Here is a 23,160-nt window from a genome sequence, read left to right on the forward strand (position 1 = left end):
CGTGGCGATCACGCCGCGTCGCGCGCGACGACGGGCACGTCGCGGCCCGGGTCGGAGCCGAACATGCCCGGCGGCGGCGCACGGCCTTTCAACCCTGCGGCCTCGACCTGACGTCCGATCAGCAGCCCTGATCCAACCGCGCGGCCTCCAGGTCGAGGCGCCCAGCACCCGACAACCCAGCCCCCACAGCTGCTGCCTTGTTCGCATAAGATATATTATGGAATGCAGGCAGAAAATCGGGCTGGGTGAGGGGTGGTCCGCCGGCTGAGCCGCTGTGAGTGGCCGGCTGCGAGCCCGGATGGGAGCTCGTCTCCGGCCGCCTCCGGATCCGGGCGGTGCGGCCCGGCGTCGAGGCCCGCTCGGCTCGGCGGCATCTGGATCGGGCGAGGGCGGTCCGAGCCCCCTCCCCGCCGCGACTCGCGCCGCCTCACGCGGCGCGCCCGCCCAGGCGGCGCACGTCGCCGAGGATCCGGCCATCCCGGGTCCGACAGTCGATATGCTCCGACAGCCGGCCCGGCCGGATCCGGATCGAGGCCGGCCGGGCCAGGAGCGCGGCGCGCTCCAGGAATTCCGCGGCGCTCATCGGCGCGTCCCGGCCGCCGCCGAGGCCGCGCCACCAGGACACCGCCTTCTCCCGCTCGTAGCCGCTGCGTTCGGGCCGCAGGCGGACGCGCCACGCCGCCTCGGCGGGGCCGTCCCGCCAGCCGAGGACGAGGTCGAGCCCGTCGGGTGCGGCCTCGAGCTTCAGGGCCGTGACCGGATGCCAGGCGGCCTCCTGCCGAGCAGCCTCCTGCCCGCCGGCCTCCGCCACCGGGGCAGGGCCCGCCGGCTCGGGACCGGGCAGCCCGGGATCCGCCGAGAGGATCGCCAGCTCGTCGTCGGCGGCGGCCTCGTGCGGGGCCTCGGCGTCCGGGTCCGCCTCCGGCTCGGTCCAGCACGCCTCGCAGGTGGAGGCGTTCAGCGCGATCAGGGCGCCGCAGCCGGGGCAGGGCTTGGCGCGCGGGGCCCCTGCCCCGCCCAGTCCCTGGGTGGCGCTCCGGACCGTCACGGCGTCCACGGGCCCGTGCATCCGCACCAGACCGGCGTAATCGAGGATCAGCGCGTCGGCCTTGCCGGGCGCGCAGCGCAGCGCCCGGCCGACCTGCTGCACGTAGAGGCCGGTGCTGCGGGTCGGGCGCAGCAGCGCCACGAGATCGACCTCGGGCACGTTGAAACCGGTCCCGAGCACGCCCACCGAGGTCAGGCAGCGGATTTTTCCCGCCCGGAACGCCGCCACGATCCGGTCGCGCTCCCGGCGGGGTGTCTCGCCCGAGACGCTCTCGCAGGAATACCCCTCCGCCCGCACCGCGTCGCGCACGGCGTCCGCGTGGGCGAGGCCGGCGCAGAAGGCGAGCCAGGCCCGGCGGGCACGCCCGTACTCCGCGAGCTCCGCGACCGCCGCCCGGGTGATCCAGTCGCGGTTGACCGCCGCTTCCAGCTCGCCCGGGATGTAGTCGCCCCCACGCCGGCCGACGCCCGAGACGTCGAGCTGGGTGAGGGTCGCCTTGGAGACGAGGGGCGCCAGGAAGCCGCGCCGGATCAGCGTGAACGTGTCGGCCTCGTAGGCGATGCCGGAGAACAGCCGGTGCTCGCCTTCGTCGAGCCGGCCCGAATCGAGCCGGTAGGGCGTGGCCGTGAAGCCCGCCACCCGCAGCCCGGGGGTCCGCGCGCGCAGGCCAGCCAGGAAGCGGCCGTAGCGGGTATCGGCGGCGCGGGGGATCAGGTGGGCCTCGTCGACGATCACGAGGTCGCGCGGGCCCACCGTGTCGAGCCGGTCGGCCACCGACTGGATGCCGCAGACCAGCACCTGCGCCTCGGCCTCCCGCCGCCGGAGCCCGGCCGAGAAGATCCCGGCCGGCGCCCCCGGCCAGGACCGGGTCAGCTCGGAGAAATTCTGGGCGACCAGCTCGCGGCTGTGGGTGACGATCGCCACCCGGGCGAGGGGGTTCTCCTCAAGGGTTTCCCGGGCCAGCGCCCCGATCACGAGCGCCTTGCCCGCCCCGGTGGGCAGCACGATCAGGTGGCCGGGCGCCGCGTCGTCCGCCCCTCCCCGCGCCCAGGCGGCCGAGAGCGCGTCGAGGCTGGCGCGCTGGTAGTCCCGCAGGCGCAGCATGGCGGCGGTCTAGCCGGCCGCGCCGGCCCTGTCCGTGGCGGCGCGGTCACGGCGCAGCAGGTAGATGTCCATGATCCAGCCGTGCCGGGCCCGGGCCTCGGCGCGGACCCGGCGGATCTCCTCGCCCGCGTCGCCCAGCCGGCCCGAGACCAGGATCTCGTCCGGGCTGCCGAGATAGGCGCCCCAGTGGATCGTCAGGTCCGGGTCGAGATGCGCGAAGGCCGGGTCGCCGTCGAGCATCACCACGACGCTCTCCGCCTCCGCCGGCCACCCCGCGGCGAGGCGCCGGCCGGTGGTGATCAGCACCGACCCGCCGATGCCGTTCAGCGGGACGCCGTGGCGGGCGGCGAGGACCTGCACGCTGGACAGCCCGGGCACGACGAGCCGCCGGAACGGCACGCGCCCGCGGGCGAGGATGTGGTCGAGGATGCGCAGGACGCTGTCGTAGAGGGCCGGGTCCCCCCAGGCCAGGATCGCCCCCACCTCCCCGGCCCCGAGATGGGCCGCGAAGGCCGCCTCCAGCCGCTCGGCCCGGGCCGCGTGCCAGGCCTCGACCGTGCGCCCGTAATCGGCCGGGCGGCGCTCCCGGGGCGGGTCCTCGACGGTGACGAACCGGTGTGGCTTGGCGATATGGGCCGCGCAGATCCGGCGGCGGATCTCGACGAGGTCGGCGGTCTCGGCGCGCTTGTTGAGGACGAACACCGCGTCGACGTCGGCGAGCGCCCGCACCGCCTGGAGGGTCAGGTGCTCGGGATCGCCCGTGCCGATGCCGATGACCCGGATCTGCCTGTCCTGCATGCCGTCCTCCGCCGGGGCGGGGAGGGCCGGCGCCGGCCTCCCCCTACAGGCGCGCGTCGGCTTTGGCGAGGATCGCCCGGGCGATGGTCAGGTCCTGCAGGGCGATGCCGGAGGAATCGAACACGGTGATCGCCTCCGGATCCGTCCGGCCCCCCTCCCCGCTCCGGAGCACGTCGCCGAGCGCCCGCATTCCGGCCTGGGCGTCCGCGGAGGCGTGCTGGAACTCGCCGATGGTGCGCGACTGCTCCGGCAGGTCGCAGAACAGGGCCGCCCGCTCCAGCAGGGCGGGGGGCAGCTCCTGCTTGCCCTTCGCGTCCGCCCCCATGGCGGCGACGTGCGTGCCGGGGCGGACCCAGTCGGCCTCGAACAGCGGCGCGCGGGCCGGCGTCGCCGTGACGATCACGTCGGCCGCCGCGCAGGCCTCCCGGGGCGCGGCCGCCCGCACGTCGAGCCCGGACGCCCCCTGCCCCGCCAGGCGCTCGGCAAAGCCCGCGACCTTGGCGGCGTCCCGGGCGACGACCAGCACCGTCCGGATCGGCAGGACCCGGGCGAGCGCCGCGCACTCGAACTCGGCCTGGTTGCCGGCCCCGAACACCGCCAGCACCGCCGAGTCCGGCCGCGCCAGGACGCTCGCCGCCACCGCGTCGGCGGCGGCGGTCCGGTAGGCGTTCACTCGCCCGGCCTCGATCACCGTGTCGACCCGGCCGACGGCCTGGTCGAACAGCAGGATCACCGAATTGTGCCGGGGCAGGCCCCGGTCCGGGTTGCCGGGCCAGAACGAGCCGACCTTCAGGCCGGCATAGTCCGCCGTGGAGCCCGACTTGATCGAGAACCGGTTGGCCGGCTCCGAGCCGTGGCCGAGCACCGCCGGGAACAGGGTGGTCCCTGGCGCCACCGCGGCGATCAGCGCCGCGCGGGCCGCGTCGAACGCCATGGCGTGATCGACCAGGGCGGCGGAGTCCTCCTCGGAGATGAAGCGCATGGATTCAGGGACCTCCCGAGTCATGGTTTCGAAAGGTCGAGACCTTTCGCGGGTATCGGGCGGAGCCCGATGTCGGGGCGCCGCCCCGACGCCCCGCCGAAGGGCCTCGGCCCTTCGGAATCCCGTTACAACGTCATGCCGCGGGCGGTGACCGGCCAGATCGCCTCGACGCGGCCGTTCCGCACGCCCACGTACCAGTCGTAGACGTTGACCGTCGGGTCGCAATGGCCGGGGATCAGCTTCAAGCGCTCGTTGAGCTTCAGCACGTTGCCGGGATCGCTGATCACCCCGTGCTCGTCCGAGCACTTGACGTACTCGACGTCGTCCCGGCCGAAGACCACCGGCAGGCCGCTGTCGATGCTCTGCGCCTTCAGGCCGGCATCGCAGATCGCGACGTCCGCCTTCGCCTTGCTCATGATCGCCGTGTAGATGAACAGGCTGTTCTCGAACTCCGCGATCGGCCGCCCGTCCGCGTCCTTCACCCGCTGGTAGTCGGCGTCCATGAAGACGTAGGAACCGCATTGCAGCTCGTTGTAGACGCCGCTGCCGCCCTCCATGGCGAAGCTGCCGGTGCCGGCCCCCGCCACGATGGCGCAGTCGAGCCCTTCGGCCTTGAGCAGGTCGACGGTGCGCTTCGTCTCGTCGATCGCCGTCTGGATCAGGGCCTTCCGCTCGCCGAAATCGCGCACGTGCTGGGCCTTGCCCTGGTAGGCCTGCAGGCCCGCGAAGCGCAGGCCCGGCGCCGCCGCGATCTTCTTCGCGATCGCCACGGCGGGCTCGCCCGGCGCGACGCCGCAGCGGCCGGCGCCGACGTCGATCTCCACGAGGCACTCGAGGGTGACGCCGTACCGGACCGCCGCCGCCGAGAGGTCGTCGACATTGCCGAGGTCGTCGACGCAGACCAGCACCCGCGCGCGGGTGGCGAGCGCCGCGAGGCGCTCGATCTTCTTCGGCGCCACCACCTGGTTGGAGACCAGCACGTCGCGGATGCCGGCGCTCACCAGCGCCTCGGCCTCGCTGACCTTCTGGCAGCAGACGCCGCAGGCGCCGCCCCGCTCCATCTGCAGGACCGTGATGTCGGACGACTTGTGGGTCTTGGCGTGCGCCCGGTGGCGCAGGCCGTGCGCCTTCATGAAGCGTCCGAGCGTGTCGACGTTGCGCTCGAGGGCGTCGAGGTCGACCAGCAGGCAGGGGGTGTCCACCTCCTCGACCGGCATCCCGACGGTGGCGGGGATGTTGTTGCGCATGGTGTGTCCTCCTGAACGCGTGCGGATCTCGTGGGGGCCGGGATTACGGGGCGAGGCCCAGAAGCTCGGCGATGCGCGGCGTCGCCTTGATGCCGGTGCCGGTGAGCACCACCACGGTGGTCTCCCCGGGCCGGATCGCGCCGCGCGCGGTGAGGTCGGTGAGCGCCGCCGCCGCCATGGCGCAGGTCGGCTCGACGTAGAGGCCCGAGCGGGCGAGCTCCATCAGGGCGGCCTCGATGGCCTCCTCGGAGACCGCCACGGTGCCGCCGCCGGACCGGCGGAGCGCCGCCAGCACCTCCCGGCCGCGGACCGGCTGGGCGATCGAGGCGCCCTCGGCCAGCGTCGGGCGCGGGGTGACCGGCACGAAATCCGCGGCGCCGGCCTCGAAACCTGCGTGCAGGGGGGCGCAATGGGCCGGCTGGACCGCGTAGAGCCGCGGCAGGCGGGCGATCGCCCCCCGGCGCAGCAGCTCCGAGAAGCCGATATCGCAGCCGAGGATGTTGCTGCCGGCCCCGCACGGGATGATCACGGCGTCGGGCGCGGTGAAGCCCAGATCCTCCCACAGCTCGTAGGCCAGCGTCTTGGTGCCCTGGAGGAAATGGGCCTGCCAGTTGTGGCTGGCGTAGAAGATCGACTCCGCTTGGGCGACGGCCGCGTCGGCGGTGTCCTGGCGGGTGCCGGGCACCAGCTCGACCTCGGCGCCGGCGGCCCGCATCTGGACGGTCTTGGCCGGCGAGGTCGAGGCCGGGACCAGGATCTTGGCCCGCATCCCGGCGGCCGCCGCGTAGGTCGCCACCGCGGCGCCGCCGTTCCCGGAGGAATCCTCCAGCACCGCGTCGATCCCCTGCTGGCGCAGGATCGACAGCATCACGGCGGCGCCCCGGTCCTTGAAGCTGCCGGAGGGCGCGAACCACTCGAGCTTGAAATGGGCGTGGCCGCCCCGCCAGGGCCGGCGCACCAGCGGGGTGCAGCCCTCGCCCAGCGTGACCGGGTCGGCCACTGCCACCGGCAGGGCGGCGGCGTAGCGCCAGAGGGAGCGCCGGCCCGTGTCGATCTCCGCCCGCCCGATTCCCGGCAGGTCGGTGATCATCAGCGGACCGCCCGTCTCGGAGCGCCAGCGCGGCGTCTCGATCGGGTAGGTCGCCCCGGTCGCGGGGTCGAGATAGGCGGGAGACGAGGGCATCGCGGCTCGGGTTCCGGGGTGGTTCGGAAAGAGAATACAAAATAATCTTCGACGGCGCGCCCCCTGTTCGAGGATGGGACGGCGCGCCGCGCTGCGCGTCAGGGCTCCGCCCTGACAACCTGCCGAAGGGCCTCGGGCCCTTCGGAGACCCGGGTCAGGCCGCGAGCGGCAGGATCGTCGGCTCCGGGGCGTGCTCGGCGGCGACTGCCCCGGCGACGAGCGCGGCGGTGGCGCCCGAGAGGGTCCATCCGAGATGGCCGTGCCCGGTGTTGTAGAAGATTCCGGGCAGTCGGCCGCGGCCGACCTTGGGCAGCATGGTCGGCAGCATCGGTCGCAGCCCGCTCCAGGCCACCACCCGGTCGGTGTCGACGCGCGGGAACTGCTCGCGGGTCCAGTCGACCAGCGGCTCGATCCGGTCGTGGCGGATGTCGCGGTTGAAGCCGTTGAACTCGGCGGTGCCGGCGACCCGCAGGCGCTCGTCGCCGAGGCGGCTGGTGACGATCTTGGCCGCCTCGTCGAGGATGCTCACCTCCGGGGCCGCCGCCTGCGCCTCCGGGGTCAGCAGGTTCACGGTGATCGAGTAGCCCTTCACCGGGTAGACGTTGACCCGGTCGCCGAGCATCGCCGCGAAGTGCCGGCTGGCGCAGCCCGCGCAGATCACCACCGCGTCGGCCCGCAGGACCCGCGCGTCGCCGGCCGGCCGGCCCGCTTCGCGCCAGCCGACGGCGTAGCCCCTCTCCCCGGGCGCGATCGTCTCGACGCTGGCGTCCTGGACGAAGCGGACGCCCTTGCGCGCGCAGGCGGCCGCGAGGCCGCGGGTGAATTTGTGGATGTCGCCGGTGGCGTCCGAGGGCGTGAAGAAGCCGCCGTGGTAGCGCCCGGCCAGCGTCGGCTCGATCGCCCGGATCTCCTCGGGGGTCACGGCGTAGCGCTCCAGGCCGCCCTCCCGCAGCAGGGCGTTGACGGCGGTGGCCTTCTCGAAGCTCGCCCGGTCCCGGTAGAAATGCAGGATGCCGCGGGTCTTCAGGTCGAAGTCGATCCCCTCGGCCTCGGCCATGGCGAACAGGGCCTCCCGGGCCTTCAGCGCCAGCCGCACCGTCTCCACGGTGTTCTCCCGGTAATGGGCGATCTCGCGGACGAACTCGGCCATCCACGACAGCTTGTGCCAGGAGGGCTTGGGATTCATCAGCAGCGGCGCGTCCCGGCGCAGCATCCAGCGCAGGCCCTGCATCACCGTGGAGAGCTTGTTCCAGACCTCGGCGTTGCAGGCCGAGAGCTGGCCGCCATTGGCGAAGGAGGTCTCCATGGCGGCGTAGCGCTGCCGGTCGAGGACGGTGACGCGGTAGCCGCGCTTGGCGAGCGCGTAGGCGGTCGTCACGCCGGTGATGCCGGCGCCGATCACGGCGATGTGGGTCATGAGCTTGGACTCCGGGACTGGACGCGTGGAGGCCGCCCTCGAGCGGTCGGCCGGTTGCGCGCCCCATCTGTCCCGGTGCCTGAGAGCTTGATCCGACCCGCCCTGGCGAGGCGAGGCACGGACGTCCCCTTCGGCGGGTGCCCACGGTTTCAGCCCGCTGCACCACTCTCCAGATCGCCCTGACGACACGGTTCCGGTGCCTGAGAGTTTCCGGGGCGGTTGCTCCGTCGGCGCCGGGTCCCCTCTGCTGGGAAGATCCCGGTCTCTCCCGCATCGTCACGATGGGCTGTCCCTGAATACGCCGACCGGCCGCGGGGGAGAAGCCCGTCCGTCCCGCCGGCGGCCGATTCCGCCGACAGCCGGTGCGCGTTGTCACCGCCGGAGCGCTGCCGGAGCGCTGCCGGATCATCGCGGGGAGCGATCCCCGCCGCCGGCGGTTGACCCGGGGGTTTGACGGGGACTTCCGGGGGACGGCCGATGCTGACCAGGACCGCGATCTACGAGGGCACGGTGCGAGACGGGCGGGAGGAGGAGTTCTTCCGCCGGGTCCGGGACGAGCTGGAGCCGTTCTGGCGGCGGTTCCCGGGCGTCACCGCCGTGCGGGTCCAGCGCCTCGTATCCAAGGACGACGACGCGCGGCCGATCGCCATGATCCTGGAGATGGACTTCCCCGACCAGGCGGCCCTGGACGCCTGCCTCGCCTCGTCGATCCGCCCGGAATCGCACGCCGCCACCGAGGCGGTGATGCAGATGTTCGACGGCCGCTTCTACCATCTGGTCAGCGCCGGACGGACCTTGTCGCTGGTGGATTGAGATCAGGTCCCGGGACGCCGATGACCGACCATATTCACCGCCGTATTTACCGTACATAAACCGAGACTGACAGATTCATATCTTCTAGAGACAAAACTATTCGCCTACACACCAGTCGAACCAACCCTCTTAAGGGTCTCGGTGCAGCTTGTGCCCGAGCGACACCCTTGGTTCAGGCGGACGGCGCGATGGCGAAGTGGATACCTGGCGCGGCCGTCTTCGGTCTCCTGTGCCTGATGATCATCCCGGCCCCCGGGATCTGGGGCGTCCTGATCGGGGCCGCCTGCGTGCTCGCCATCGTCGGCAGCCTGTGCATGCTCGTCCTCGATCGGGTGGCGAGCGCCATCCTCGTCTGGCGCCAGCGGGTGCGGGTGCGACGCCCGAGTTCGGGCCGGAGCCGCAGCCGGGTGGTCCATGCCGGCTCCAGGGTGACCCGGAAGGTCTGAGCCTCCGGCGGGGCGCCGGGGACTGGATTCCCCGCGGTATCGGTGCAAGGTCCCGGCGCCGCGATCACGGCGCCTGAGACCAAACCGGGACGGTCCGATGAAGCTCCTCTACTCCCCCGCCTCTCCCTACGCCCGCAAGGTGCTGGTCCTCGCCCACGAGACGGGACTGATCGACCGGATCGCCGTCACCGTCGCGGGGGCCTCGCCGACCGGCCCCTCCGCGGAGGTCGCCGCCCACAATCCGCTGGGCAAGATCCCCGCCCTGGTGCTGGAGGACGGCACAGCCCTCTACGACAGCCGGGTGATCTGCGAGTATCTCGACAACCTCTCCGCCGGCCCGCGCCTGTTCCCCGAGGGCGCCGCCCGCTGGGACGCGCTGACCCGGCAGGCGCTCGCCGACGGCCTGCTCGATGCGGCGCTGCTCACCCGCTACGAGCGGGTGCTGCGTCCCGAGCCCCGGCGCTGGGACGCCTGGGAAGCCGGTCAGGTCGGCAAGATCCGCGCGGCGCTGGACCGGTTCGAGAGCCTGGTCGGCGGGATGCCGGCGCTGGATATCGGCACGGTCGCGCTGGGCTGCGCGCTCGGCTACCTGGACCTGCGCTTCCCCGATCTCGCGTGGCGGGAGGGCCGCCCGGCGGTCGCCGCCTGGTACGCGGAGTTCGAGCGCCGCCCGTCCATGGAAGCCACCGTGCCGAAGGGCTGAGGGGCTCTGAGGGGCTGAGGGCCCCGCCGCGCCAAGCCCCGCCGCGCCAAGCCCCGCCGCGCCAAGCCCCGCCGCGCCAAGCCCCGCCGCGCCAAGCCCCGCCGCGCCAAGCCCCGCAGACCGCGCCCCGCTACGGCCGGGCCCGGTCGGCGATCGCGTAGGGATGGGTCGATCCGAGCGGATCGGCGAGGAAGTCCTGGACCGTCCCGGCGCCGGTGCCGAAGGTGATGAGCAGGAAGCCGCCCGCCAGCGCGAAGTTCTTCAGGAAGTCCCAGAACAGCTCGCGGCCCCTGCCCCCGGCCCAGAAATCCCCCGGCACCCAGAACTGCTTCCACAGCAGCGCCGTCACCCCGCAATAGCCGGCGAGCACGAAGGCGGCGGCCCGGTCGGCGGTCCCGGTCAGGATGCACAGCGACATCCCGATCTCGACGCAGAGCCCGATCAGGATCAGCGCCGCCGCGGGCGCGGTGGCGTGCACGGCCTGCCGCGCCTGCCCGACCGCGCCCCTGAAGTTCAGGATCTTGTCGAGGGCGCTGAACGGCAGGAACAGCAGCACGAGGAGCAGGCGGACGCCGAACGCGATCGCGACGCTGAGGCTGGCCATGCACTGAAGGGTCTCCCTCAACCCGGCCCGGTGCGGACCGCTGATCCAAGGCGGTGATCCAAGGCGCTGATCCAAGCCGCGAGCGGCGCGAAGGTTTCCTCGGCGACGGGCCGGTGCCGGCCGGGAGGGGCTCCGCCGCCCGGCATGCCGCGCTTCTTCGAGCGAAGGGTGGCATCGCGGCAACAATGATTCAAGCCGTTTCGCGAAAATAATGGAACACCGGAAATTTTCAGAATTTCGGATCGATTCTCGGCCGACCGATCGATCGCGATGTATACAGTAGCTCGGAATCTTTTCGACCATTATTGAACTCAACCCGAACCGATCGTCCGAGACTTGACAGGCACGGTCCCGTCTCGGCTCCAGTTCTGCAAGTCTCTCTCGGTCGACGCGCGGTGATCACGCGTGACGGCGCGCAGATCGGGGGAACCGGACCGCAAACCGTATCCGCAGAACCGTCGAGCCTTGACCATGCGAATCGCGATCATCACGCCGTCGCGGCTCAAACCCTCGACCCTGGCTGGAGAGGCCGGCCCGTACTTCCTGGAGCACGCGATCGCGAGCGCCAACGCCCAGGAGCTCGACCGGCCGGCGACGATCCACTTCTTCGTCGGGACCGATCCCGGGACCGAGATCCCGGCACGGCTCGCCGCGCACCCGCAGGTCACCTTCGCGCGCGGCGCGCGCAAGGGCCAGATCCCCGCGCTGAACGCCGCCATCGCCGCCGTCGACGACAGCTGGGACCTCGTCGGCTTCCTCGAGGACGACGATCGCTGGCTGCCGCCCTATCTGGGCGTCGCCGTCCGCGCCCTGGACCGCTTCGATTTCGTCTCCTCGACCCAGCTCGAGACCGACGAGGCCGGCGAGGTGGTGCGGATCAACGACTTCGCGACGCCGTCGGGCTGGCTGATGCGGCGGACGACCTTCGCGCAGGTCGGCGCGATCAGCCCGGCCGCGAAGTGGCACTACGACAACGAGTGGCTCGGCCGCCTCGCCGAGACCGGCCTGCGCCGCGCCCACCTCGTCGAGGCGACGGCGCCCGTCACGCTGCAGCACGCTTCCCTGGTCCGCCCGTGGCTCGCCAACGTCCTCCAGCTCGGCGGCCCCAACGTGCAGCTCGCGCGCCACGGCTTCGTCCTGCCGCTGGTGTGCCGCCTCGTGCATCCGGGCTCCGGAAGCTCGGATGTCGGCCAGGGCGGGACGTCGAGGGCCGAGAGCGAGGCCGAGTACCGGCGGCTGGTCGACCGCTTCGGTCGCATCCCCTGGTGAGATCGCCCTGGTGAGATCGCGCCGCGCGGCGGAGGCTCCGCGGACCGGCGGCGCGCCCGACCGGCGCGGAGGCCGGTTCAGCCCGGGAGCGCACCCTGGGACGCCGCCGCGAAGCCGGTCACGCAGGCGCCGATCAGCCGCCGCACGAAGCCCGCGCAGGCCGCGAGTTCGTCCCGGGTGACGTACTCGTCCGCCCGGTGGGCGCGCGCGATCGAGCCCGGCCCGATCACCACGGCCGGCACGCCGCCGAGCCGCTCGAACAGCCCGCCCTCCGTGCCGTACGAGACCTTGGCGTGGCCGTTGCGGCCCGCGAGGCGCTTGGCCAGGGTCACGATCGCCGCCTCCGGATCGGTGTCGAGGCCCGGATAATCGATCAGCGGCTCGACCGCGACGCCGCAGGCCGGATCGCCGGCCCGCATCAGCGGCGCCAGCGTCCCGGTGGCGTAGGCGATCGCGGACGCCGCCAGCGCGGCGGCATCGTCCGCGCCGATCGCCCGGTACTCGAACTCGACGCTGCAGCTGTCGGGCACGATGTTGAGCGCCGATCCGCCCCGGACCACGCTCGACAGGCCGGTGGTGTGGGGCACGTCGTAGAGCGCGTCGCGGGCGCCGTCTCGGGCAATGGCCTCCGCCGACAGGCGGACATGCTCGATGAAGCGGGCGGCGTACTCGACCGCGTTGACCCCCTGGGGCGCCAGGGCCGAGTGGCTGGCCTTGCCGCGGAAGGTGAGGCGGGCGGCCGATTTGCCCTTGTGGCCGACCACCACGTCCATCCCGGTCGGCTCGCCCACGAAGCAGCCGAGCGGCCGCGGCACGCGCTCGAGCATCCGGGCGATCAGCGGGCGCACGCCGAGGCACCCGATCTCCTCGTCGTACGAGATCGCGATGTGGATCGGGGTGGCGAGCTCCGCCGCGACCATCTCGGGCAGGAGCGCGAGGCAGACCGCGAGGAACCCCTTCATGTCGGAGGTGCCGCGCCCGTAGAGCCGCCCGCCCTCCTCCCGCAGGACGAACGGGTCCGACGACCAGGGCTGGCCGTCGGTCGGCACCACGTCGCTGTGGCCGGAGAGCACGTAGCCGGGGCGCGTCTCGAACGGCCCGACGCTGACCAGCAGCGCCGCCTTCCGGCCCGTCGGATCCGGCACCCGCTCGACCGCGGCGCCGAGGTCGCGGCAATAGGCCTCCGCCCAGTCGATCAGAGGCAGGTTCGAGCGGGCGCTCACCGTGTCGAAGGCGACGAGCGCGGCGAGCAGCGCCGCCGGATCGGGCGTGCCGGGGCGCGGCGTGGCGGTCTGTGCGGATTCTGTCATGGATCCCATGTCGTGGGGAGGCCGTGGGGAGGTCTTGGCTGGGTCTTGGCTGGGTCTTGGCTGGGTCTTGGCCAGGTCTTGGCCGGGCCGCGGCCGGCACACCGCCCCTCCCGAATCGGGTTCGGAGGGGCGCGGCGTCCGCCGGAGTTCTCGGCCTTCCGGGGATCCAGGGCAATGCCCGGCGCCCGGCGGCGCAGACCCGGAACCGGGACGACGTTCGGGCGTAGCCGCCGGGTAGGGCCCCTTCGGCCCGCTCGTCCCGGAGCCCCGACCATGCGTCCCGGTCCCGCCCCGATCCTCGCCGTCCTCCTGTCGACGCTCCTCTTGTCGACGGCCCTGCTGCTGGCCGCCCCGGCCGAGGCCCGCCGGCAGGCCGCGCCCCCCGCCGGGCGACCGCATCACCGCGCGGCCTCCGACATGGACCTGACCCTCGCCCGCATGGCGGCGCGCGACCGTCCGCTCTGGCGGGTCTGGCAGCGGCCCCGGCCCCTCGCCCGCACGGTCGCCCCGGCGACGCGCGAGCGGGTCGCGGCGCCGCCGCTCACGGGCTGGGGCTACGGCGGCACCGTCCCGGGTGCCGCGCCCGGCTTCTGAACCGCCTCGACCCGGGCCCGGCCGCCTGCCATGGTGCGGGCGACCGCAGCGGCCCGAGACGGACACGATGGTGCTGGAGTTCCGCCTGGACGATCCGACCCCCGCGGATCCGCGCCGCCGCTGGGACACCCTCGCGCAGGAGGCGCGGGACGCCTGCTACGACAACACCCGCGCGGTGGCCGACAGCGCCGCCCAGGTGGCCGCCCGGGACGCGGCCTCGGCCGCCTATCGGGCGGCGCATCCGGCCGGCCTCGACGTGCCCTACGGCCCCGGCGCCCGCAACGCCCTCGACCTCTACCCGGCGCGGGACGCGGCGGCGCCCTGCCTGGTCTTCATCCACGGGGGCTACTGGCAGCGGGGCGCCCGGGAGCTGTTCGCCTGCTTCGCGGAGGGCCCGAACGCCGCCGGCTGGTCGGTGGCGATGGTCGGCTACACCCTGGCGCCGGAGGCGAGCCTTTCCCGGATCGTGGCGGAGATCGGCGCGGCCCTCGACTGGCTGGCCGCCCACGGGGCCGCGCGCGGGATCCGCGGTCCCCTGATCCTGTCGGGCTGGTCGGCGGGCGGGCTGCTCACCGCGATGCAGCTCGGCCATCCGGCGGTGGCGGCGGGTCTGGCGATCTCCGGCGTCTACGACCTCGCGCCGATCCGCCAGACCTCCCTGGACGCCAAGCTGAGCCTCACCGACGGCGAGATCGAGACCCTGTCGCCCCTGCGGCTCCCGGTGATCGCGAAGCCGCTCTGCATCGCCTACGGCTCCCGCGAACTGCCGGCGCTGATCCACGACGCCCGCAACCTGCACGCCCTGCGGGCGGCGGCCCACGCCCCCGGCTCCCTTCTGCCGGTCCCCGGGGCCGAGCACTTCTCGGTGCTCGACGCCCTGCGCCGGCCGGGCGGGCTCCTGGTCCGGGCGGCCCACGCCCTTCTCGAGGACTGAGGCCCCGGCCGGCAGCCCGGACCGCACCCAGACGCCGGGGGACGACGGGGTGCAGATTTGCAACTCCCGATAGAAATTCTGCATCGCCGAGGCCCGTTTCCGCCTTGCTGAGGCCTGCCCCGCGTGCTGAGACGGGATCGCGGGCACGATCTCCCTCCACCGGGAGCCGGCCGATCCCAGGGAGATCGGATGCAAGCGGTCGCGCGATCGGAATCCCTTGCGGCGCCCTGCGCCGGCCCCGCGGACAGGACCGGCCGCCGCGGCGGATGGCGTGACCGGTGGCGCGCGCCGCGGCTGCGCGTCGTGCTGGCCCTGGGTTTCGGCACGCTCGGCTTCCTGACGACCCTGACGCTCGCCGCCCTGGTGAGCCGCGAGGCGACCCGACGGCTCGAGGCGGAGGTCGGCGGCCAGCTCGCCGAGATCGCCGGTCAGATGGCCCGGGGCCTCGATATCGGGATGTTCGAGCGCTGGCGCGACATCCAGATCGCCGCCGCCTCGGACAGTCTGCGCGATCCCGGGACCGGAACGGCCGCCAAGCGCGCCGTGATGGAGCGGCTCCAGGCGACCTACCCGGCCTACTCGATCATCGGGCTGATCGACGCCGACGGGCGCTTCTCCGTCACCAGCACCGGCGCCCTGGAGGGCGCCGACGTCTCCGGCCGCGACTATTTCCGCGGCGGCCGCGCGGGCCCCTACGTGGGCGACGTGCACCCGGCCAAGCTCCTCGAGGCGCTGATGCCCCCGGACGAGGCCGCCGCGCGCGCGGCGTCGCGCGAGCCCCTGCGGCTCCTCGACGTCGCGGCGCCGGTGCGGGCGCCGAACGGCCGCGTCCTCGGGGTGCTGGCCGCCCATCTCGACTGGACCTGGGCGCGCGACATGGCCCGCATCCTCGAGGCTGGCCTCCGGGGCCACCGCCAGGGCGCCGAGATCCTGATCCTGTCCCGCGACGGCACCGTGCTCCTCGGGCCGCCCGCCCTGCAGGGCGCCCCCCTGCCCCGCTCGGTCCTGGCGGGCGGCCGGCCCCTCGATCCGGAGGGCACGAGCCGGGTCGGCCCCTGGCCGGACGGCGCCGCGTATCTCAGCGCCCGCGCGTCCACGGCCGGCCACCGCGACTATCCGGGCCTCGGCTGGCAGGTGGTGGTGCGGCAGACGGCCGACCGGGCCCTCACCTCGGTGGCGGCCCTGCGCGGGGGCATCCTGGCGGCGGGCAGCGCGGTGGCCCTCGCGGCGGCGCTGCTCGCGTGGCTGCTCGCCGGCCTGATCGCCCGCCCCCTGCTGGATCTGGCGGCCGCCGCCGAGACCCTGGGCCGCGACCAGCCCCTGCCGACGCTGCCCCGCTCCCTCGTGCGCGAGGGCGCGACGATCGCCGACGCCCTCGCGGCGGCGGCGGACGAGCGGGCCCGGCGCGCCGAGACCCACCGGCTGCTGATCGACGAACTCAATCACCGGGTGAAGAATACCCTCGCCACCGTGCAGGCGATGGCGGCGCAGAGCCTGAAGAATCTGGGCGCCGGCGCGGCGGCCGGGCGCGACGCCTTCGAGGCGCGGCTCCTCGCCCTGTCGCGCGCCCACGACATCCTGACCCGCGAGAGCTGGGCGAGCGCGGATCTGCGCGGCATCGCCGCCCAGGCGGTGCGGCCCTTCCTGGGTCCGGACCCCGCGGGCGGCGATCCGTCGAACTGGGATTCCTCCGGTCGGGAGACTTCGGATCGTGACCCTGCGGACCGGGACGCTCCGGGTGCGAACACGCCGCGCATCACCCTGGACGGCCCCGACCTGCGGCTGCCGCCCGAGGGCGCCCTCGCGCTCACGATGATCCTGCACGAATTGTGCACCAACGCGGTCAAGCACGGCGCCCTGTCGGTTCCGGGCGGGCGGGCCGCGCTGGCCTGGACGGTGGAGGCGGGTCCGGACACCGAGACCCTGCGGCTGACCTGGCGCGAGTGCGGCGGCCCGCCGGTCGTCTCGCCGTCGCGGAGGGGGTTCGGCACCCGCCTGCTCGAGCGGGGCCTCGCCGGAGGCAGGACGGCCAGCCTCACCTACGAGGCCGGCGGCCTCGTCTACGTGGCGGCCAATCCCCTGCCCGTGACGCGTCTCCACACCGGACGGGCCTGACCCCGCTCCGGCCCGGGCGGCCGTCGTCCCGACCGCACCCGACAGCGCGCGCGTCCGCGGTGCGAGGGCGGCCGCGCGGCCCTGCGCGCCGCGGACCCGCGCCGGAAGGACACGCGCCGGAAGGACACGCTCCGCGCCGTCGGCGCCAGATCTGTCCTTAATCCCGGCCCCTCTCTCAAGATGGACAAAGACGTGCGCGGACGCACACGATAGTACTTACGCCACGGATTAAAGCTTTCGTCGATACAATGTGCCGATGCGCACACGCTATTCCGAAAATGTAGACTAGGGTCGACTTATCGGCAGGGATGCGGTGTCCCTCGCCACAAGTCGAACAGCGAGGAAACGTCATGATCCAGTCCCGCACCCAGTCTCGACATCTCCCGGTTCGCGGCCACGCGGCCGGTCCCGCCCTCGGCCTCGCCCTCGGCCTCGTGGTCGGAATCCTCGGAGCGCCCCTGGCGGCGCAGGCGGGCGAAGGCGGCGGCGGGAGCCGGCAGGCCGCCGGCGGCGGCCACATGAGCTCCTACATCAACGACCCCCACCACGACCCGCGCTCGCTGCACTCGCAGCGCTCCGGGTCCGGGCAGCTCCTCGGGGCGCCGATGGTTCACGACAGGGCCGGGGCCACCGTGGCGCGCGGCCAGGTCGTCGACCCGCACTGGGCCTCCGGAACCGCGGAGCGCCGCCGGGTCCGTCGCTGAGACTTCGGAGGCCGGGCCTCCGACGCGACACCCGACACGTCACCCGACACCGAGACCCGCCGCCCGGCCCCTCCGGCCGGGCGGAGCCGACCGAACACCGCTGCGCGCTCCGGCGCATCGCCCTTCCCCGCTCTCGCCTTCCGGTTCTCCCGGCCTCAGGGACCCTTCATGAACAACCTCATCCAGGGCATCGCCAGCTTCCAGGGCAGCGTCTTCCCCGGCCAGCGGCAGATGTACCAGCAGCTGGTGCGCGACGGTCAGCACCCGAGCGCGCTGATCATCGCCTGCGCGGATTCCAGGGTCTCGCCCGAGCACATCACCCAGGCGGGACCCGGAGACCTGTTCGTCTGCCGCAACGCCGGCAACATCGTGCCCCCGGCCTCCGACGTGGTCGGCGGCGTCTCCTCGGCGATCGAGTACGCCGTGGTGGCCCTCGGCGTGCGCGACATCGTGGTCTGCGGCCACTCGGATTGCGGCGCCATGAAGGGGCTGATGAACCGGGACCTGCTCAAGCGGATGCCCAGCGTCGCGGCCTGGCTGCGCCACGCCGAGGCCGCCGAGCGGATCGTCTGCGAGGCCTATCCCGAGGGGATGGACGCCCAGGCCCGCCACCACGCCCTGGCCCTGGAGAACGTGGTGGTCCAGCTCGCCAACCTGCGCACCCATCCGAGCGTCGCCGCCGCCCTGGCCAAGGGCTCCCTGCGGCTGCACGGCTGGTTCTTCGAGATCGAGACCGGTGCCCTCCTGGCCTACGACGGCGCGAGCGGGCAATTCCGGCCGATCGCCGGGGCCGACATGCCCGTGGCGCAGGATTCCTCCGCCAGCAGCCGCCTGCAGGCGGCCTGACCATGCGCCCCTCCGGCCGCCTGACCACGAGCCTGCAGACCGCCCTCGCCCCGGACGGCGCCGTCCGGGCGAGCCTCGCCCGGGACCTGCCCGCCTCCGTGGTGGTCTTCCTGGTGGCGCTGCCCCTGTGCATGGGCATCGCCATCGCGTCCGGCGTGCCGCCGGAGCGCGGCCTCATCACCGGCATCGTCGGCGGCATCGTGGTCGGCCTCCTCGCCGGCTCGCCGCTCCAGGTCAGCGGGCCCGCCGCCGGGCTCGCCGTGATCGTCTACGGGTTCGTGCAGGCGCACGGTCTCGACGCCCTGGGTCCCGTCCTGGTGGTGGCGGGCCTCGTCCAGCTCGTCGCCGGCGCCCTGCGGGTCGGCGGCTGGTTCCGGGCGATCTCGCCGGCCGTGGTGCACGGCATGCTGGCCGGCATCGGGATCCTGATCGTGCTGGCCCAGATCCACGTCCTGACCGACGCCCTCCCCCGGGCGAGCGGCCTCGACAACCTCGTGGCGATCCCGGCCGCGTTCTTCAACTTCGTCAGCGGCACGGGCGACCGCACCGGGGCCGTGATCGTCGGCGGGATCACCATCGCGGCGATGATCGCCTGGGAGCGGCTGCGCCCGGCGCGGCTCCGGCTCCTGCCCGGGGCGCTCGTCGGCGTGCTGGCGGGCAGCCTCGTGGCGGGATTCGGGGATCTCGCCGTCAAGCGCGTGGCGGTGCCGGAGGCCCTGTTCTCCGGCCTCGCCCTGCCGGCGGCCGAATCCTGGGCGCGCCTCGCCGAGGCCGAGATCCTGGTCATGGCCCTGGTGATCGCGGTGATCGCCAGCGCCGAGAGCCTGCTCTCGGCGGCCGCCGTCGACCGGATGCACGACGGCCCCCGCACCCAGTTCAACCGCGAACTCGGCGCGCAGGGCATCGGCAACCTGATCTGCGGGCTCGCCGGCGCGCTGCCGATGACCGGGGTGATCGTGCGCTCCTCGGCCAACGTCCAGGCGGGCGCCGTGAGCCGCGCCGCCACGGTGATGCACGGGACCTGGATCCTGGCCTTCCTGCTCGCGCTGCCCTGGCTGCTGGCCCTGGTGCCGACCGCGAGCCTCGCCGGCATCCTGGTGGTCACCGGCTGGCGGCTGGCGAGCCCGGCCCACGCCCTGCACCTGCAGGCCCGCTACGGCTGGCTGACCGCGGCGATCTGGCTCGCCACGATGGCCACCGTGGTGGCGGTGGACCTGCTCACCGGGGTGCTCACCGGCCTCGCCCTGAGCCTGATCCAGGCCCTGCCGAGCCTGCGCAAGGGACGGCTCCGGATCGAGCACGCGGCGGCCCCCGAAGTGCCCGGCGTGCCGGAGCTGCGCCTGTCGGGAGCGGCGACCTTCCTGCAGCTGCCGAGCCTCACGGCGGCCCTGGAGCGGACCCCCGCGGGCGGCGAGGTCCGCCTCGCCACCGACAACCTCGCGGCCATCGACCACACCTGCCTGGAGATGATCGGCGACTGGGCGAGCCGGCGCAGCGCCGGCGGCAGCCGGATCGCGGTGGTGGGCGGGTCGGGTGTCCCGCACGACCGGCTCGCCGCCGCGGTGGCGGCCCCGGCGCACTGAGGACCCTGGCGCCCTCCGCCGGCGGCGAGACCCGTCGGGCGGAGGGCGCGCCGCCCACCCGGGGCGGTTCGCGGCGACACGGCCCGAAACGACGGCGCGGAGCCGTTCCCGGCGCGATCGGGAGCGGCTCCGCGCCGCGTCCGCACCCGGTCGCCGGGCCTCCATTCCCGGACGACGGCGGCCCGCCGCGCGGGCCGTCAAGGCTGTCCGCCACCGGGGAGACGGCGATCTTCAAAACCGGTTAATCCTGAATCTTCGCGCCCCTTTAACGAGCGGCAGGCCAGACTCAGCCTCACGGCAGGTCCGGCCCGCGGGACCGGCCGGCGGAATGGTTCTCGTCAGGAGCTTCGTCGATGATCAGGTTCCTCGCGGCCTCGGCCGCCTGCCTGGTCCTGTGCGGCGCCGCGGCGGCGCAGGACATGCCCGGCCTCGCGACCCTGAGCCCGCCCGACCCGGTGCAACCGGTGGCGGCGAGCCCCGCGCTCCCGGCACCGGACGGCGCGGTCGCGCCGGGATCGCGAGCGGAGGCCGGCCCCGATCCGGTCGCGCTCCGGCCCGCGCCCGGCCGGGTGCCCGTCGGCAGCCTCACCCTCCGCGGCACCGCCGCCGACCCCGCGCAGACGACCGCCAGCCTGAAGGTTCCGGCGACCGGCCCCGGCGCGTCCAAGCCCTGGTGCGCGCAGGAGCGCCGGATCGGCACCGGTCAGGGCTTCTGCCTGGTCAACTGAGCGGCCCCTGCGGGGCCAGGCGACGGGATCAGGAGGCCGCGTAGACCGTGACCTCGTCGAAGGTTCCGCCCTCGGGCGCGTCGTCGAGGGACGCGACGAGAAGCACCAGCACGGCCGCGCCGACCGCCGTGACGGCGAGGAGCCGCGTGATCCGATCGGCGTGGGCGCGGGCGGCGTGGATCAGCGCGCATCCGAGCACGAAGGCGCAGACCTGCGTGACCGGCGCGGCGAGCGCCGCCGTCATCGCGCCCGCCCGATCATCCGATCACGTCCGGTCCTGTCCATGCACGCCCTCCCCGGCCGGGACGCCGTCTCACGGCCCGCCGGCGCGCAGCCGCGCGGATCGGCGGGCACCGCGCGCGCCCGATATGGGGGAGACGGCGGCGGGGTCCGGCCACACGCTTCGTGACCGACGCCCCTCAGGCGGGGCCCGGCCCCGGCCAGTCCGGAGTGGATCCCGGAGTGGATCCCGGAGTGGATGCGGGGGTCGATACCAGGGCGTAGGTGGCCTCGGCGACCCGGTTCAGGGGGCCGCCCGGCCCGGACCGCTTCCACAGGCGCGTGTTCAGGGCCGCCACCGGATCCCGGCCGGGAAGGGTGAAGCCCTGCCCGGCGAGCACCTCCAGGATCTCGGCCGCGTGCAGCGGCCGGCCCGCCCGCGCGATCGCCGCGCAGGCCGCCTGCACCACGGCCCGGCCGTAGCGGCGGGCGCCGGCGGCGTCCTCCGTGAAGGCGATCGCCGGCGGGATCGGTCCGGCGGCGCCGACGGGACCGGGCGCCCCCGCGGACCGCGCCGCCGGACCGGCCCGCGCGCCCCAGTGCCCGGGGGCCGCGCCCGCCGCGTCGGCAAGCGATCCGGACCGGGCCTCTAGGACGTCCCGTACGTCCCGCCCCCGCGGCGGCTCGTCGGCCGGGTCTCGGCGTGGCCCTGCCGGCGGTTCGGGCTTCGGGGCCGGGTCCGGCCGCGCGTCCGCTCCGCCGGCCGCCAACCGGCGGCCGAGCTCCTGGTAGAGGACGAGATCGGCGATCTCCCGATCGAGCGCCTCGCGCTGGCGTCGCAGCGCTGCGAGCCGCGCCGCGATCTCGGAATCCGACAGGGCCACGTGATGTTCCTTCCAGGCGGACGGAACACATATCTCATTCCGCGCCATTAAGGGAATAGCCACCGTCACATATTCCACCAGTCATCCATTCCCTAAGGGAATGAGAGGCAGCGATCCCTGTTCTATTCCTTGAGGCGTTTTCGTATTCCCTTAGCCGCAGGGCGAGGCGGCACGAGCAGCGTGCTGGGATCGGCCGGGTGCAGGGTCAGCCCGCCGTCGTCGAGCACCAGCGGCAGCCGCGGAAACACCTCGCGCAGATGCGCGAGATCGGCCTTGAACGCCTGGCGGAAGCTGCGGATCGAGGCGTTCTCGGCCCCGAACTGCGCGTGGAGGTTGGCCCAGGTCAGGCGGAGCGGCCGCTGCAGGGACCGCAGGCGGTAGCCGGTCCAGAACAGCAGGTCGAGCTTGCGCGCCGAGCCCGAGAAGGCCCGGGCCGCCCGCAGGTCCACCGGCAGGGCGTGCCGGATCAGGGTCTCGTAGAATTCGGGATCGAAGCGCACCGTGCGGCCGGCCTCGTCGTCCCCCTCCCCGGCGCGGGGGCGCCACAGTTCCAGGCTGCGGAACGGCGGGACGTTGAGGGTGGTCGCGCTGTCGCGCCCGTCCCAGAGGCCGATCTGCATGGAGCAGGCGGCCAGCCGGTTCAGCTGCTCCTTGAACTGGCGGATGGTGCCCCGCTCGCCCCCCGTGACCGCGAAGCCCATCTCCCGCATGAAGCCCGACAGGGTCTCGGCCACCTTCACGGTGGGGCTGCGCTGGCGCACGGCCTCGGTGCAGAGGTGCAGCAGCACCAGCCGGGCCTTCGGGCCGTAGGGCAGCCCCTGGGGCTCGAAGGCGCCGGTCTCCGGGTCCTTGATCCGGCCGGCGATCAGGTTGAGCGAGTTGCGGCCGTAGCTGCGGGAGAATTCCCGCACCGGCCCGGGGTCCCGGTAGGGCAGGCCGCACAGCGCCAGGACCGAGTGGATGTGCTGGAGGCTCGACGGGACGGCCGGCTCGTTCTCGATCACGAGGCGCACCGCGTCGCGGCGGCGCTGGTCGCGGGACAGCCCGGCCCGGCGGCTCTCCTCCTCCCCCAGGAGGGCGGCCTGTGCGTCGCGCTCGCGCTGACGGTGCAGCACGTGCTCGACGATCTGCGCGAACAGGAAGCCGCCGCGCGCCGCCTCGATCTCGGCCCGCAGGTCCGGGTCGTGGATCCCGGCGATCTTCTCCTCGATGCTCATCGCCCCTCGGCCCGCGGTACACGGGCCGTCGATCCGCCAGGCGGACGGACGGCCCGATCCTGCCATGCCACGATTCGCCCGCCGCGGCCCCCGTCCGATCGGCCTTGTCCCGGCTATCCACGCTTCCCCGGTCGCGGGGACGCGACCGAAAGCGGGCCGACACTGCTCCCTTCACGGCCGGCTCCCGGGCCGGCACGCGCAGAGTTCGATACGGGCCCCGCTCCCCCGGCGATCCCACGCAGAGTCCGATACGCGGGACCGCTCGGTGTCCGTCCCCGTTATTCACCGCTCCGGGCCCGGATTCGCGCCGAATCGGATACGCCGCCGCGCAGATTCCGATACGCCGACCGGCCGTCCGGGCGCAGAATCGGATACGCCGCGACGCAGAGTCCGATGCGGGCCGGCGCAGAGT

Annotated in this window: 21 protein-coding genes, 1 pseudogene and 2 riboswitches; of the genes and pseudogenes, 11 read left to right on the forward strand and 11 right to left on the reverse strand. The window is 73.9% G+C overall.

Translation table 11 applies throughout. The features are described from left to right. Window positions 1-427: 427 nt before the first annotated feature. The 6 genes and pseudogenes from BM419_RS09450 to BM419_RS09475 form a co-directional block, all read right to left on the reverse strand. Window positions 428-2,152, reverse strand: coding sequence for a DEAD/DEAH box helicase (locus tag BM419_RS09450; RefSeq protein WP_091926282.1), 1,725 nt, complete (start codon window positions 2,150-2,152; stop codon window positions 428-430). 9 nt (window positions 2,153-2,161) lie between these two features. Further along, the gene (cobF, locus tag BM419_RS09455) at window positions 2,162-2,950 is read right to left on the reverse strand and encodes a precorrin-6A synthase (deacetylating) (protein WP_091926283.1); all 789 of its coding nucleotides are present in this window, start codon (window positions 2,948-2,950) and stop codon (window positions 2,162-2,164) included. 43 nt (window positions 2,951-2,993) lie between these two features. Further along, a complete protein-coding gene (locus BM419_RS09460) occupies window positions 2,994-3,932 on the reverse strand; it encodes an ornithine cyclodeaminase family protein (protein WP_091926284.1) in 939 nt (312 codons plus the stop codon). Between the two features lie 125 nt (window positions 3,933-4,057). Then, on the reverse strand, window positions 4,058-5,179 hold the full coding sequence (locus BM419_RS09465) for a DSD1 family PLP-dependent enzyme (protein ID WP_056529946.1): 1,122 nt from the start codon (window positions 5,177-5,179) through the stop codon (window positions 4,058-4,060). Between the two features lie 43 nt (window positions 5,180-5,222). Continuing rightward, window positions 5,223-6,362, reverse strand: coding sequence for a pyridoxal-phosphate dependent enzyme (locus tag BM419_RS09470; RefSeq protein WP_091677280.1), 1,140 nt, complete (start codon window positions 6,360-6,362; stop codon window positions 5,223-5,225). 154 nt (window positions 6,363-6,516) lie between these two features. Then, window positions 6,517-7,782: pseudogene (locus tag BM419_RS09475) on the reverse strand (D-amino acid dehydrogenase); the annotation flags it as partial. Between the two features lie 62 nt (window positions 7,783-7,844). Continuing rightward, a riboswitch (glycine riboswitch) is annotated at window positions 7,845-7,954 on the reverse strand. 3 nt (window positions 7,955-7,957) lie between these two features. Beyond that, window positions 7,958-8,060, reverse strand: a riboswitch (glycine riboswitch). 196 nt (window positions 8,061-8,256) lie between these two features. Between BM419_RS09475 and BM419_RS09480 the strand changes: the two are divergent. From BM419_RS09480 to BM419_RS09490, 3 genes are all read left to right on the forward strand, one after another. Beyond that, on the forward strand, window positions 8,257-8,592 hold the full coding sequence (locus BM419_RS09480; RefSeq protein ID WP_056529955.1) for a hypothetical protein: 336 nt from the start codon (window positions 8,257-8,259) through the stop codon (window positions 8,590-8,592). Window positions 8,593-8,780: 188 nt separating this feature from the next. Beyond that, the gene (locus tag BM419_RS09485; RefSeq protein WP_026605306.1) at window positions 8,781-9,038 is read left to right on the forward strand and encodes a hypothetical protein; all 258 of its coding nucleotides are present in this window, start codon (window positions 8,781-8,783) and stop codon (window positions 9,036-9,038) included. A gap of 97 nt (window positions 9,039-9,135) precedes the next feature. Continuing rightward, complete coding sequence (locus BM419_RS09490) at window positions 9,136-9,741, forward strand: glutathione S-transferase (protein WP_091926286.1); 606 nt, start codon at window positions 9,136-9,138, stop codon at window positions 9,739-9,741. Window positions 9,742-9,871: 130 nt separating this feature from the next. Here the strand turns inward: BM419_RS09490 and BM419_RS09495 are convergent, their stop codons facing one another. Then, window positions 9,872-10,345 carry a DoxX family membrane protein gene (locus BM419_RS09495; RefSeq protein ID WP_042673314.1) on the reverse strand — a complete coding sequence of 158 codons (474 nt, stop codon included), beginning with the start codon at window positions 10,343-10,345 and terminating at the stop codon, window positions 9,872-9,874. 471 nt (window positions 10,346-10,816) lie between these two features. On the opposite strand from BM419_RS09495, the gene BM419_RS09500 reads away from it, so the two are divergent. Then, on the forward strand, window positions 10,817-11,614 hold the full coding sequence (locus BM419_RS09500) for a glycosyltransferase family 2 protein (protein ID WP_042673316.1): 798 nt from the start codon (window positions 10,817-10,819) through the stop codon (window positions 11,612-11,614). A gap of 77 nt (window positions 11,615-11,691) precedes the next feature. On the opposite strand, the gene argE is transcribed toward BM419_RS09500, so the two are convergent. Beyond that, a complete protein-coding gene (argE, locus tag BM419_RS09505) occupies window positions 11,692-12,924 on the reverse strand; it encodes an acetylornithine deacetylase (RefSeq protein WP_091926287.1) in 1,233 nt (410 codons plus the stop codon). 273 nt (window positions 12,925-13,197) lie between these two features. Between argE and BM419_RS09510 the strand changes: the two genes are divergently transcribed. The 7 genes from BM419_RS09510 (at window position 13,198) to BM419_RS09540 (ending at window position 20,428) form a co-directional block, all read left to right on the forward strand. Next, window positions 13,198-13,518, forward strand: coding sequence for a hypothetical protein (locus tag BM419_RS09510; RefSeq protein ID WP_091926288.1), 321 nt, complete (start codon window positions 13,198-13,200; stop codon window positions 13,516-13,518). Window positions 13,519-13,585: 67 nt separating this feature from the next. Beyond that, entirely contained in the window at window positions 13,586-14,452 is an 867-nt protein-coding gene (locus BM419_RS09515) for an alpha/beta hydrolase (RefSeq protein ID WP_020095516.1), read from the forward strand. A gap of 189 nt (window positions 14,453-14,641) precedes the next feature. Next, on the forward strand, window positions 14,642-16,567 hold the full coding sequence (locus tag BM419_RS09520; RefSeq protein WP_091926289.1) for a sensor histidine kinase: 1,926 nt from the start codon (window positions 14,642-14,644) through the stop codon (window positions 16,565-16,567). A 350-nt stretch (window positions 16,568-16,917) separates the two neighbouring features. After that, the gene (locus tag BM419_RS09525; protein ID WP_244540735.1) at window positions 16,918-17,271 is read left to right on the forward strand and encodes a hypothetical protein; all 354 of its coding nucleotides are present in this window, start codon (window positions 16,918-16,920) and stop codon (window positions 17,269-17,271) included. Window positions 17,272-17,439: 168 nt separating this feature from the next. After that, complete coding sequence (locus BM419_RS09530; RefSeq protein ID WP_020095513.1) at window positions 17,440-18,117, forward strand: carbonic anhydrase; 678 nt, start codon at window positions 17,440-17,442, stop codon at window positions 18,115-18,117. Window positions 18,118-18,119: 2 nt separating this feature from the next. Continuing rightward, entirely contained in the window at window positions 18,120-19,700 is a 1,581-nt protein-coding gene (locus tag BM419_RS09535) for a SulP family inorganic anion transporter (RefSeq protein WP_244540736.1), read from the forward strand. A 353-nt stretch (window positions 19,701-20,053) separates the two neighbouring features. Then, entirely contained in the window at window positions 20,054-20,428 is a 375-nt protein-coding gene (locus tag BM419_RS09540) for a hypothetical protein (RefSeq protein WP_091926290.1), read from the forward strand. A 28-nt stretch (window positions 20,429-20,456) separates the two neighbouring features. Here BM419_RS09540 and BM419_RS09545 read toward each other — a convergent pair whose 3' ends face one another. The 3 genes from BM419_RS09545 to BM419_RS09555 form a co-directional block, all read right to left on the reverse strand. After that, window positions 20,457-20,672: a hypothetical protein gene (locus BM419_RS09545; RefSeq protein WP_091677296.1), complete on the reverse strand. Its 216-nt coding sequence runs from the start codon at window positions 20,670-20,672 to the stop codon at window positions 20,457-20,459. Window positions 20,673-20,847: 175 nt separating this feature from the next. Next, window positions 20,848-21,531, reverse strand: coding sequence for a hypothetical protein (locus tag BM419_RS09550; protein ID WP_091926291.1), 684 nt, complete (start codon window positions 21,529-21,531; stop codon window positions 20,848-20,850). Window positions 21,532-21,653: 122 nt separating this feature from the next. Continuing rightward, window positions 21,654-22,748, reverse strand: coding sequence for a replication protein RepA (locus BM419_RS09555; RefSeq protein WP_091677303.1), 1,095 nt, complete (start codon window positions 22,746-22,748; stop codon window positions 21,654-21,656). Window positions 22,749-23,160: the final 412 nt, after the last annotated feature.

Source organism: Methylobacterium sp. yr668, from assembly GCF_900116245.1.
Lineage (GTDB): Bacteria > Pseudomonadota > Alphaproteobacteria > Rhizobiales > Beijerinckiaceae > Methylobacterium.